Source organism: Streptomyces sp. NBC_00354 (assembly GCF_036106915.1).
In the GTDB taxonomy this organism is placed as follows: Bacteria; Actinomycetota; Actinomycetes; order Streptomycetales; family Streptomycetaceae; genus Streptomyces.
The window spans coordinates 7001322-7013412 of the sequence record NZ_CP107983.1; the positions used below are offsets into that span (position 1 = coordinate 7001322).

At 72.6% G+C, this 12091-nt stretch carries 11 protein-coding genes; 6 read left to right on the forward strand and 5 right to left on the reverse strand.

Going from position 1 to position 12091, the window contains the following annotated elements; translation table 11 throughout:
- Positions 1–143: 143 nt before the first annotated feature.
- Positions 144–824, forward strand: coding sequence for a DUF2278 family protein (locus tag OHT74_RS32215; RefSeq protein WP_328622095.1), 681 nt, complete (start codon positions 144–146; stop codon positions 822–824).
- On the opposite strand, the gene OHT74_RS32220 is transcribed toward OHT74_RS32215, so the two are convergent.
- Entirely contained in the window at positions 821–1222 is a 402-nt protein-coding gene (locus OHT74_RS32220; RefSeq protein WP_267000844.1) for an LPXTG cell wall anchor domain-containing protein, read from the reverse strand. The two genes, OHT74_RS32215 and OHT74_RS32220, sit on opposite strands and share 4 nt — an antisense overlap.
- 180 nt (positions 1223–1402) lie before the next feature.
- Between OHT74_RS32220 and OHT74_RS32225 the strand changes: the two genes are divergently transcribed.
- The 3 genes from OHT74_RS32225 (at position 1403) to OHT74_RS32235 (ending at position 4106) form a co-directional block, all read left to right on the forward strand.
- On the forward strand, positions 1403–2650 hold the full coding sequence (locus tag OHT74_RS32225; RefSeq protein ID WP_328622096.1) for a sensor histidine kinase: 1248 nt from the start codon (positions 1403–1405) through the stop codon (positions 2648–2650).
- Positions 2638–3291 (forward strand): response regulator, encoded by a 654-nt coding sequence (locus OHT74_RS32230; protein ID WP_266669289.1) that lies wholly within the window; start codon positions 2638–2640, stop codon positions 3289–3291. Before OHT74_RS32225 ends, OHT74_RS32230 begins: the two co-directional genes overlap by 13 nt.
- Positions 3292–3353: 62 nt before the next feature.
- Positions 3354–4106: a hypothetical protein gene (locus tag OHT74_RS32235; RefSeq protein ID WP_328622097.1), complete on the forward strand. Its 753-nt coding sequence runs from the start codon at positions 3354–3356 to the stop codon at positions 4104–4106.
- Between the two features lie 64 nt (positions 4107–4170).
- Here the strand turns inward: OHT74_RS32235 and OHT74_RS32240 are convergent, their stop codons facing one another.
- Positions 4171–5001 (reverse strand): hypothetical protein, encoded by an 831-nt coding sequence (locus OHT74_RS32240; RefSeq protein WP_328622098.1) that lies wholly within the window; start codon positions 4999–5001, stop codon positions 4171–4173.
- On the reverse strand, positions 5001–6278 hold the full coding sequence (locus tag OHT74_RS32245) for a VWA domain-containing protein (RefSeq protein ID WP_328622099.1): 1278 nt from the start codon (positions 6276–6278) through the stop codon (positions 5001–5003). Before OHT74_RS32245 ends, OHT74_RS32240 begins: the two co-directional genes overlap by 1 nt.
- Positions 6279–6429: 151 nt before the next feature.
- Between OHT74_RS32245 and OHT74_RS32250 the strand changes: the two genes are divergently transcribed.
- Complete coding sequence (locus OHT74_RS32250) at positions 6430–6708, forward strand: hypothetical protein (RefSeq protein ID WP_266669297.1); 279 nt, start codon at positions 6430–6432, stop codon at positions 6706–6708.
- Between the two features lie 83 nt (positions 6709–6791).
- Here the strand turns inward: OHT74_RS32250 and OHT74_RS32255 are convergent, their stop codons facing one another.
- Positions 6792–10289 (reverse strand): M28 family peptidase, encoded by a 3498-nt coding sequence (locus OHT74_RS32255; RefSeq protein ID WP_328623437.1) that lies wholly within the window; start codon positions 10287–10289, stop codon positions 6792–6794.
- A gap of 159 nt (positions 10290–10448) precedes the next feature.
- Here OHT74_RS32255 and OHT74_RS32260 point away from each other — a divergent pair, with 159 nt between their 5' ends.
- A complete protein-coding gene (locus tag OHT74_RS32260; RefSeq protein WP_266669299.1) occupies positions 10449–11408 on the forward strand; it encodes a LysR family transcriptional regulator in 960 nt (319 codons plus the stop codon).
- 52 nt (positions 11409–11460) lie between these two features.
- On the opposite strand, the gene OHT74_RS32265 is transcribed toward OHT74_RS32260, so the two are convergent.
- Positions 11461–12090, reverse strand: coding sequence for a TetR/AcrR family transcriptional regulator (locus OHT74_RS32265; protein ID WP_266669301.1), 630 nt, complete (start codon positions 12088–12090; stop codon positions 11461–11463).
- Between the last annotated feature and the right edge of the window lies 1 nt (position 12091).

The window sequence follows — 12091 nt, forward strand, 5'->3', positions numbered from 1 at the left end:
GGAGGGACCGTAGCCACCGGGTCCGGTACGGCTCGCTCCGGAGGCGGTCAACGTTCCGTCAAGTGTTCCCCATGGGCGCCGGGACGGCGCGGACACGCCCGGGGGCGCCCGTCGCCGGGCGGGGCGGGTGGTTCACTGGCGGCATGCCGCTCGAAAACTACGGAGTGCTGTCCGGAACCCTGCACCGCCACTTCCGCGACCGGCCCGACGACCAGGGCCGCTGGTTCCACGTCCACCTGGAGGTCGACACGCCCGCGGGCCGCTATGCGTGCGCCGTCGACGTGGACAGCAAGCAGTCCACGACCGGCGTGCAGTGGAAGGTCTTCACCCTGCACGCCTCGGTCCTCGATCCGGTCGCCTCGCCCGCACCCGGCTACCACGACCTCGCCCGGACGTCCGGATCGGGCGCGCTCGACTACGTACGGCACCCGGCGCTCGCGGACCGCCCCGGCTGTCTCCTCGGCGGACACCCGCCGCAGTGGTATCAGCGGATCCTGGACCGGCTGAACCCGCCCCGGCCCTGGATCTCCGGCTCCCACCTGGAGGCTTCCGAGGCGCTGGAGCCGATCCTCGTCCCCGGCCGGCCGGTCCTGATCTTCGGCGAGCCCTTCGACGAGGGGCTCGGCATGCACAACATCCACCAGAACCAGGGCGACCCGTACGGCAGTCAGTGGTGGGCGGACAACGGGGTCTGGCAGGACGGGGCCACACTGACCCGGCGCCCGGACGGCCTCTTCGACGTGTTCGTCTCCCGGTTCTCCACGCAGAAGGAACCGACCGACGACGACGGCCACCCGGTCCAGGCGCGGCCCTGGCCCAGCTAGCCGTGGTGCGGGCGGCGGGCCGCCAGCGCCGCGCACGCCGCCGCGAGCGGCAGTTCCGCGCACACCGCCAGGGCCAGGGCCGTCGCCCGGGCGCCGCCCGGAGCCGAGGTCGTCACGTCGAACCAGGCGTCCATCACCAGCAGCGCGGCCGTCGCCGCGGCCAGGGGCGCCGCGCGGGGATCGTGCCGCCTGAGCAGCAGACCCGTACCGCTCAGTCCGGCAGCCATCATGGCGTCCAGCCCGATCCAGGCGGTGGACCAGTTGGAGACCTCCGCGGTCTGCGGCAGCGTCTTCGCCAGCACCACCATCCAGGGCAGGAGCGCCACTCCGGCGCCGCTGAGCAGCGTGGCCAGCCGGGGAGCGGGGCGGGCCTGGAAGCGGGGGGCGACGAGGGTCATGGCGGTGGAGCTCCTTCCGGCCCCGGCGGTCCGTCCCCCGGGGGTACGGCGACCACTCTGGTCGCGCGGAGGATCGAAATCAGTAGCGGCACCGTCCGGACCGGGGGTGGCACTGGCTGCACCACCGGGCGGGCACCAGGGTGATGGAACAGCTCTGACCAGTGCGATTACCGTAGGGGCATGGGACTTTCCGGGGCGCTGCGGCGTACCACCAGCTGGATCGCCGCCCACGCTCCCTGGTCGGCGTGGGCCTGGCGCAGCACCGCTTTCACCGTCGCCGGGATCCCGACGGCCCTGCCGGCCGTGTCCGTGTTCACGTGCATGGTCGTGGCGCCGGGCCGCGCGGCGGCCGCACTGCTCGTGATGCTGCTCCTGAGTCCGCTGCTCACCCTGCTGCAACGCAGCCGGTTCCGGGAGCTGGTGGAGCTGGAGATACCCGCCGTCGGATATGCGCACCGGCCGCTGCGCCCGCGCGGGCTGCTCGAACGGCTGCGCTCCGAGTCGACCTGGCGGCAGTACGGGTACCACCTGCTCGTCAGCCCGCTCGCCGGGGCCGGCGGGGCCCTGATCGTCCTCGCCTGGGCGTGCGGGGTTGCCGGGGCGAGCGTGTACGCCTGGTCGTGGCTGCTGCCCGTCGGGGACCGCGGCCTGGGCTGGACCCAGGGCTACGACGTCGTCACCGTGCTCGGCGCTCTGCTGCTGCTGGCCACCCCCTGGCTGGCCGCCGCCCTGGCCCGGCTCGACGCCTTCGCCGCGGCCGCCCTCCTCGGACCCAACCGGGCCAGGGAGTTGGAGCGCCGCGTGGAGGACCTCGCCGAGAGCCGGGCCGGTGTCCTCGACGCCGCCGACCTCGAACGCCGCCGGATCGAACGGGACTTGCACGACGGTGCCCAGCAGCGGCTGGTCGCCCTCGCCATGAACCTCGGCATCGCCCGCGCCACGCTCACCGACCTGCCGCCCGAGGCGAAGGCCGTGATCGACGAGGCCCACCGCGAGGCCAAGGAGGCCATCGAGGAGCTCAACAGCCTGGTACGCGGCCTGCATCCGGCCGTCCTGGAGGACCGGGGACTCGACGCGGCCCTTTCCGGGATCGCAGCCCGGGCACCCCTGCCCGTCGAACTGACCGTGGAGCTGGCGCAGCGGCCCGGTCCCACCGTCGAGGCCGTCGCGTACTTCGTCGTCTCCGAGGCCCTCGCCAACGTCGCCAAGCACGCCAAGGCCTCCCGCTGCCGCGTGGAGGCCCGCCGGGACGCCGACCTGCTGCGCATCACCGTCACCGACGACGGGGTGGGCGGCGCGGACCCGGCCCGCGGCACCGGGCTGGTGGGCCTGCGCAAACGCGTAGGGTCGGTCGACGGAACCATCTTGATCAACAGCCCCCTCGGGGGCCCGACCGTCGTGACTGTGGAGCTGCCGTGCGGGCTGTGATCGCCGAGGATTCGGTGCTGCTGCGAATAGGGCTCGTCAAGGTCCTCGAAATGGCCGGATTCGAAGTGGCCGCCGAGACGGCGGACGCCGAGGCCCTGCTCGCCGCCGTCGCCGAACACCGGCCCGACCTCGCCCTGGTCGACGTCCGCATGCCGCCCGGCTTCACCGACGAGGGCGTGCGCGCCGCCCTGATGATCCGCCGGCAGTGGCCCGGTACCTCGGTGCTGCTGCTCTCCCAGTACGTGGAGGAGCGCTACGCCGCCGATCTGCTGGCCAGCCGGACCGGGGGCATCGGGTACCTGCTCAAGCAGCGGGTCGCCGACGTCGAGGAGTTCATCGACGCCCTCAAGCGGGTCGCGGCCGGCGGCACCGCGCTCGACCCGCAGGTCGTCTCGCAGCTGCTGCTGCGCCGCGGCGGGGGCATCGACCCGTTGGAGCGGCTCACCCCGCGCGAGCGGGAGGTGCTCTCGCTGATGGCCGAGGGGCGTTCCAACGCGGGCATCGCGGCCCAGCTCGTCATCAGCGAGAGCGCGGTCGCCAAGCACATCAACAACATCCTCGCCAAGCTCGATCTGCCGCAGGCCGACGGCGACCACCGGCGGGTGCTGGCGGTGTTGCGCTTCCTGGACGGGACCTCGTGAGCGGAGGCGGTGGCGGGAGCGGAGACACAGGCGGGTGGCGTCCGCAGCGGGTGGCGTGGCTCGTGGCCGCGGTCCTGAGCGCCGTGTTCGTCGTCGCCCCGGCCGCCCGGCAGGTCTGGGCGTACACGTCCACCGAGAGCGGGACGCTGGGCGGCGGCAGCGGCGAACGGCCGGTGGCCGCCGTGGAGATCGACGCGGGCGGCGCCGACGTACGCGTCTCCCCCCGCTCCGACCGGCAGGTGGTGTACAGGGCCGAGGTGCGCTGGTCGCTGACCACTCCGAAGATCGAGGAGAGCTGGCTCGGCGACACCCTGAAGCTGACGCCGCGCTGCCCGGCGGTAGGGGCCGTGGTGGAATCCGGCCTCGGCTGCTCGGTCGACCTGGGCGTCACCGTGCCCGCCGGCATTCCGGTGAAGGTGACCGCGGGTTCCGGCACGGTGGACATCAGCGGGCTGGGCGGCGCCGTCGACGCCGAGGTGGGTGCCGGGCGGCTCCGGCTGACGGCGCTGCGCGGACCCCTGCGGGCGAGCGTCGGCTCCGGCTCGCTCGAAGCCTCGGGGCTCACCTCGCCGCAGGCCGACCTCCGGGCCGGGGCGGGCTCGGCCGTCGCCCGCTTCGCCGCCCCGCCGGAACAGGTCACCGCCCGGGCGGGCGCGGGCCACATCCGGCTCACCGTGCCCACGGCCACCCGGTTCCGGGTCACGGACCGGGTGGGGACGGGCCGCTGTGACGTCGCCCCCGGAATGCACGATCCCGCCGCGCCGGGCCGACTGGACATCTCGGCGGACTCGGGCCGCGCCGAGGCCGGCTACTGAACCCCGGGCCCGGAAGCCGGCCCCGGCGCGCGGCCACGGCGGGATGCCGTGGCCGCCGGGGAGGTCAGGCGCGGGGCGGGACCCCGGAGGGGCGGCCCCTGCCGCGGGTGAGGGAGTACCCGAAGATGCCGGCGAGGGCGCCGAGCAGTCCGCCCGCCGCGGTCCAGACCCAGCGGTCGGACCAGCGGCCGCCGGACCAGCCGTCGGCCGGCTCGCCGACGGCCGCGGGCTGCGGCTTCGCCGAACTCCCGGAGGCCGCCTGCGCGGTCTTGCCGATGCCGGGTACGAGCGGCGCCGCCAGGGCGCCGTCCACCGCGTAGGCGCCTCCCGTGTCCCGGGTGACGGCCTCGACCTCGGCCCGTACCGGAAGACCGAGGTCCTCCTCCGCCACGCCGACGACCGTCAGGCGGACGTAGTAGCTGCCGGGCAGCGGGTCGTTGGCCCAGGGCTCGGCTCCCGGGCGGACGGTGCGCAGGGTGCAGGAGAGTTCGACCGAGGCGGCTTCCTTGGCCGCCGCGGCCTGCTGCGTGCCGTACGTGCACGCCTGGTGGCGGCGCAGCCCGTCGTAGACGTCGAGCTGCCAGGTCGAGGCGCCGTGCCGGTTCGCCGCCGGAGGCAGTTTCACCGTGGCCTTCACCGTGGCCCGCTGCCCCGAGTCCAGCGGGACCACCCAGTAGAGGTAGTCACCGGTGGACGCGTCGGCCGTGGCCCGCTGGCCGGGCCGGATCGCCGTGGCGGTACGGAACGCCGTACCCGCCTCGGTCGGCCCGGACGCCTTGCCGCCGGGGCTCGGGCTCGCGCTCGCCGACGGGGTGTCCGCCGCGGCCGCGCCGGCCATGCCGAGCACACCGCCGACGGCGAGGGCAGCGGTGGTCAGTATGCGTACGGTACGCATCAGTTGGTCCTCCAGACCGAGATACGCCAGCGGGAGATCCAGCCCCACAGCAGACCGGCGACGAGACCGGCGAGCACCAGCACGCCGAGCAGCCACCAGCCGCGGCCGAGGCCGAACGCCGCCGCGTCGGAGGCGTCGTCGGGCCCGTCGACCAGGTCGATGGTGAGCTCGACGGGCAGGCCCGGCGTGGTCTTGACCGAGGCGGGCGCCGAGAAGGAGTTGCTGATCTGCAGGCAGACGGTCTCCGTTGCCGACGTGCCGTCCTCGTCGGCGTCGGAGTCGAGCTCGGCCTTCGGATAGCGCAGACCGGCCGAGATCATGTCGGTGCGTCCGTCGCCCGCCTCCGAGCCGCGGACGATCTCCCGCCCGTGCACGGTCGTCGCACGCAGCATGACGCCGTAGTCGTTGTTGACGGCCCGGTCGGAGGCGATGCTCACCGAAGCGCGCAGCTCTTGGCCGGGCTTGACGTCCACCCGGTACCAGCGGTGCTCACCGAAGGTCTCACGGTCGGTGTACAGGCCCGCGCCGAGCTGCGGGGCGCCCGCGCACTGCTTGGCGCCCTCGGTCGCCACCGGGGTGACGACCGGGGTGGCCGCGCGGTCCACCAGCTGCTTGACGCGGCCGGAGAGCTCCGCGGTGTGCTGCACCGAGGTGTAGGTGCCGCCCGTGGCCTCGGCGATGCAGATCAGCTGGTTGCGCGTCTTGGCGTCCGGGACGAGCCCGAGCGTGTCGATGACCAGGTGGATGCCCTGGGCGGCGATGTCCCGCGCCACCTCGCACGGGTCGAGCGGGGCGCAGGTGTCCTCGCCGTCCGTGATGAGCACGATCCGCCGGGTGGCGTCACCGCCCTTGAGGTCCTCGGCCGCGCCCAGCAGGGCCGGCCCGATGGGCGTCCAGCCGGTGGGGGCCAGGGTGGCCACCGCCGTCTTCGCCTCGGTCCGGTCGAGCTTGCCGACCGGGTAGAGCTGCTTGGTGTCCTTGCAGCCGAGCTGCCGGTCGTCACCGGGATAGGTGGCCCCCAGGGTCCGTATCCCGAGCTGTACCTCGTCCGGCGTGGCGTCCAGCACCTCGTTGAAGGCCTGCTTCGCCGCGGCCATCCGGGACTTGCCGTCGATGTCGGTCGCCCGCATCGAGCCGCTGACGTCGAGGACCAGCTCGACCTTGGGGGACTCCTTCGCCACCGGTTCGCCGGCAGCGGCATTCGCCGGGAAGAGCCCGGCCGCCAGAGTGGCCAACAGGCCGCAGGCCCCGGCCGCCACCCATTTTCTTGTGATCATCGCCGGATCGTATTGAGGATCCACCCCCAAACCAAAACGCTCCGGGGAACCCTGCCCGCCCCGGCGCCGCCTTGGCCGACCTGCCGTCGGTGCCACCCGCGGTTACGCTGGACGGGGGGATGGTTCGCAGTGCCCCGACGGAGGCGATCTCATGAGACGACGCCATCATTTCCACATCGATCATGCGGGGCACTCCGTCAGCGCCACCGTCGAGACCGGCCACCACGTCGAGGTGGAGATCCTGGTCGACGGCAAGGAGACCGGCCACGGCACCACGCACCACGACCGGCCCGTCTCCGTGCATGTGGAACTGCCGACCGAGCCGCCGACACCGGTGTCCGTCCGCGCGACACCCGGCCCGGGCCTCCCGCGCTGCGTCCTCGAGGCCCCGGACGCCGATCCCCAGGTCATGTCCCCGCGCCATTACTGACGCCCGCCGGTGACGCGGCCGAGCGGCACGCCCCCCGGCCGTGAAGCCGGGGTACGTGCCGCTCGGGAGGGATCAGGCGGGCGTCAGCTCGCCTGGAGGGTGACGTCGTCCACGACGAAGGAGGTCTGGAGGGACTGGTCCTCCACGCCCTGGAACTTCAGGGTGACGGTCTGGCCGGCGAACCGGGACACGTCGTAGCTCTTGAGCACGTAGCCCGGGGCCGCGTCCAGGTTGGACAGGGTCTCCAGGGTCTGGCCGCCCACCGAGACGGTGAACCGGTCGTAGACCACGTTCTCGTCCTCGTCGGTGTCGATGTGCAGGTAGAACGCGAGCCGCGCCGTGGCGCAGCCGGCGGGCAGGGTCAGCGACTGCGAGGCGCTGTCCGTGTGGGAGGTCCCGTAGCCGGTCAGCCACGCCATGTACGAGCCGCTGTGCGAGACCTGGCCGGACTGGTTGGTGATGACCCCGGACGTGGCGGTCCACGGGCTGCTGCCGCTCTCGAAGCCGCCGTTGACGACGACCTGGCGCGGGGTGCACGTGCCCTGGCCGCCCCCGACGGTCAGCGTGTAGGTGGTGCTGTGGCCGACCGTGCCGGTGCCGGTGACGGTCAGGGTGTAGGTGCCCTGGGCGGTGCCCGCGCCGACCTGGACGGTGAGCGTCGAGGAGCTGCCGGACTGCACGGACGTCGGGCTGAGCGTCGCGGTCACGCCGGACGGGGCGCCGGAGAGCGACAGGGCGAGCGTCTGGGGGCTGCCGCTCACGGTGGTGGTGTTCACCGTGGAGGTAACGCTGCCGCCCGGGTCGGCGGAGCCGGCGGCCGGGGAGGTGCTGATCGAGAAGTCCTGCGCCGGGGTGTCGCCGCCGACGGCCTGCTTCCAGATCGCGTAGGCGACCCCGTCGGCGCTGCGGTCCAGGACCGTCGCGTTGATGTTGTTGGTCGTGTCGCAGGAGCTGTGGTAGCAGGAGTCGTACGCCGCGTTCGCGGTGCCGCCCCACTTCGTGGCCTGCGCCGAGGTCTTGCGGGCGCTGGCTCCGGCCGCGTAGCCGGAGGTGGGGATGCCGCCCTGCTGGAAGGAGTAGTCGTCACTGCGGCCCTGGCCCTCGGTGTTCTCCTCCGGGGCGAGGTTCAGCGAGGCCCAGTACGCCTTCAGCGGCGCGGCGGTGGTGGAGTTGAGGTTGTTGATGAAGTAGCCGCCGTTGGGCGAGCCGACCATGTCGAAGTTGTAGTAGCCCTTGATGGCGGCCTTCTCGGCGCTGCTGAGCCGGCCCACGTAGAACTCCGAGCCGTTCAGGCCCTGCTCCTCGTCGGTCCACCAGGCGAACCGCACGTGCTTGGTCAGGGTGGGGTTCTTCTGCGCGAGGACGAGCGCGTTCTCCAGCAGGGTCGCGGAGCCCGAGCCGTTGTCGTTGATGCCCGGGCCCGCCGAGACGCTGTCGAGGTGGGCGCCGAACATGACGGTCTGGTCGGCCGGTCCGCCGGGCCAGTCCGCGATCAGGTTGCTGGACGGGTAGGTGCAGGAGGTGCAGTTCTGCTCGGTGACGGTGAAGCCTGCCGCCTGCAGCTTGCCCTTGATATACGCCACGGACTGGGTGTAACCGGCACTGCCGGCCCGGCGGTTGCCGCCGTTCTGCGAGGCGATGGTGTTCAGCTGGGCCAGGTGCGCCTGGACGCTGGCCACGTTGATGTTCGGCGGGTCGTTCTGGGGCGGCGTGCCGCCGACGTTCAGGGTGTAGTCGACGGTGTGCGCGAGGCTCGGGCCCTGGCCCTTGACCGTGACGGTGGAGGACCCCGGCGCCGCGTTGGAGGTGGCGGAGAGGGTCAGCGTCGAGGACTGGCCGGACTGCACGGTGGCCGGGTTGAACGAGGCGGTCACCCCGGACGGCAGGCCGGTGGCCGTGAGGGTCACCTGCTGCGCCTGGCCGGTGGTGGTGCTCGTGGCCACGGTGGTGGTGACCGACGCGCCCTGCTGGACGGTGCCCGACGCCGGGTTCAGCGCCATCGAGAAGTCGTCGTTCTGGCCGCTCGGGGTGCAGGTCGGGTCGCCGGACTGGGCGGGCACGCTGATCGCGTCCCAGGCTGCCTTGGTCCTGGTGAACAGGTTGCAGGTCGTCGGGTCGAGCGACTTGGCGGAGTTGAGGGTCGCCGTCCGGTACTTCTTGTAGGACATGCTGCTGGTCTTGAGGAGCATGCCGCCGTAGAAGATCTTGCCGGCGTTCTGCACGCCCACGCCGGTGACCGCGGACTGGTTGCAGGTGGGGCTGTTCGGCTTGCCGCCGCCCGGGCTGCTGCCCTCGGCCAGCAGGTAGAACCAGTGGTTCATCGGACCCGCGGCCTTGTGCACCTCGGTGCCGGGTATCGCGGAGCTGTAACAGGCCGGGTCGTTGTTGACCGCCGGCGGGTTGTACATGTTCCGGATCGGACCGTTGCCCTGGAGGTTGATCATCTCGCCGACGGTGTAGTCCGGAGTGTCGTACGGGGCCGGCTCGCCCGCGTACGCCTCGGTCAGCGCGCCGAAGATGTCGCCGGTGGCCTCGCCGAGCCCGGATTCCTGGCCGCTGGTACCGCCGGGGGTGTTGGAGTCGATGGCGTGCCCGTACTCGTGGCCCACCACGTCGATCCCGGCGATCCACTCGTTGGCGCTGTTGTGCCCGATGGTGACCGAGCTGCCGTCCCAGTACGCGTTGAGGTCGCCCAGGCCCACCTTGCCCGGGAAGCTGCGGCCGTTGCCGCTGACGCCGTTGCGGCCCAGCCACTGGCTCAGCATGTCCCACTGCTTCTGGGCGGCGAACATGAGGTCCGTGCAGCCGGTTTCCTTGGACGTCGCGTTGCCCGTGCCCCAGGAGTCGGAGGACTTCGTGAAAACGCTGCCGGTGCTGTAGTCCGCGCAGCTCAGCCCGGGGCGGTTCGGGTCGCTGAGCGAGAACGAGCCGCCCGAGGCGGTGGTGGAGATGGTGAGCGGGTTCGGGCCGTTCCACTTGCTGGTGCCGCTGCCGGCCACGACCTCGTCGTGGCGGTCGACGACCTTGCCGGTGCGGGCGTCGACGAAGACGTGCAGTTTGCTGGGCGCCGTCCTGGTGTTGCCGGAGAGGACGGTCTCCCAGGCCAGGACCGGCTTGTCGTCCTTGATCTTGACGACGAGGCGGCTGCCCTGCACCTTGTCGACCTTCGCCAGCTCGGCGCGCGAGGCGGCCTCGGCCGCCTTCGCGGTGACGGAGGGGGTGGTCGCCACGTCGATCACGGTGGACGTGGCCGACTGGAGGGCGCGGACGTGCCCTTCGCCGTCGGCGAGGACGACCGCGTCGCCGCCGACGACCGGCAGGCCGCGGTAGCTGCGCTCGTAGGAGACGGAGTACAGGTCCTGCACCCAGGGGGTGACCAGGCGCCGGTCGTACTGCTGCTGGGGTGAGTTGACCAGGGTGTCGAGACCGCTGCGGACCGCCGCGTCGGCGGCGGCGACCGCGCGCTCGGCGGACTTGGCCTGCGGGGAGGGTGCGGACTGGGCCTGTGCCGAGGCTGACGCGGCGGTGGCCAGCGTGCCGGCGAGGCTCGCGGTCAGCGCCATGGCCGCCACGGAAGCCATCCATCTGGTGGGCTGCAAGAGTCCACTCCGATCGTGTGTGGGGGGTGCGGCTGGGTGTTGGCGCCGAGTATGAGCGTGGACATGGCGAGATTGGGACATCTCTGCGCGCATAAGACCCGCGTTATGGTGCCGTGGGGTCACGCTGCGTAAGCTGCCGGAATGCAGCTGGAGTTGAGGCATCTGCAAGCCGTGTGCCAGATCGCGGAGTCCGGCAGTCTCGGCGGCGCGGCCCGCCGGCTGGGGGTCTCCCAGCCCGCGCTCTCCGCGCAGCTGCGCAGGATCGAACGGGTCACGGGCGGCGAGCTCTTCGTCCGCGGCCGGCACGGGGTGGAGCCCACTGCGCTGGGCCAGTTCGTCCTGGCCAAGGCGCGCCGCGTGCTGACCGAGATGGAGACCCTCGGCGCCGAGACCCGCGCCATGGCGAGCGACGCCCCGCTGCGGCTCGGCTGCATCCTGCTCGTCCTGATCGACGGCCTGCTCACGCGGACGGACCTGACCGTCGCCGGGCGGGAGATCACCGTGGACGTGGAGCATTCGGTGACCGCGCTCGTACGGATGCTCGGCGCCGGCCGGTACGACGTCATCGTCTACGGCGAGGTGAACGACCACGAGGTCGCACTGCCCCAGGGAGTCCTGGCCCGCACCCTGGTGCCCAAGGAGCCGTTCTGCATCCGGATGTCCACCCGGCACCCCCTGGCGGGGCGGGAGGTCCTGGACCTCGCCGAACTGGCCGACGAGCAGTGGATGACCCTGGTGGAGGACGACGACGGCGGCCCGGAAGCCCTGGTCGAGGCCTGCGCGAAGGCCGGCTTCGTCCCCTCCCTGCGCTACCGGATCACCGACCGCAAGATGCGCCACGACCTGGTGGCGGCGGGCCGTGCCATCTCACTCACCCAGCCCACGGCGCCCGCGGTGGAGGGCACGGTGATGCGCCCGCTGCTCGGCACCCCGATCACGGGCCGCATCCGCCTGGCCTGGAACCGCTCGTCGGTCTCCGCCGGACAGGCGGACACCCTCTACCGCGCGGCGGCCGGCGCGTACCTGGCCAACGTGGACAACAACCCCTTCCACCGCACCTGGTGGAACGCCCACCCGGAGTCCCACCCGGTCCTCGGGTGAGGGCCGGTCCCCTCGCCGGTGCCGTGCCGGGGCCGGGCCCTCGGACGGGCCCTCAGGCGGGGGCGCCGGCGGAGTGCGGCAGGAGCCGCTCGGCGTGGACCAGGCCCGCGACGTGGTCGGTGACCATGCCGAGGATCTCCACCGCCGCGGCGGCGTCGCCCAGCACGAGGAAGTTCAGGGTCAGCCCGTCCGTCATCGCCGCCAGATAGCGGGCCAGTACGGGGACGGGGACGCGGAGTTCGAACTCCATGCCGAGCCGGACCTGCTCGATGAGCTCGCCGTACGTCGCGCAGTACAGCTCGTACTGCCGCCGGGCCAGATGCTCGAACCCCGGCTCGCGCAGGGCGTACTGCGTGAGCTCGTACGTGAGCATGTGCTCGGCGGGATGGGCGCAGACGTGGTCCCAGTACGCCTGGAAGCCGGCCCGGACGGTCTCCCGGAGGGTGGTGCGGGGCCGGATCGCCTCCTTCACCACCGTCAGGTAGTGCTCGGTGATCGTCTCGATGACGGATTCGAGCAGCGCCTGCTTGGAGTCGAAGCAGTAGTGGAAGACGCTCAGCGACACGCCCGCCTCGGCGGCGATGGACCGGGTCGTCGTCCGGGGGACGCCGTCGCGGGTCATCGCGCGGATCGCGGCCTCGGTCAGCTGCCGGCGCCGCTGCGCCAACGGCATCCGTGCCATG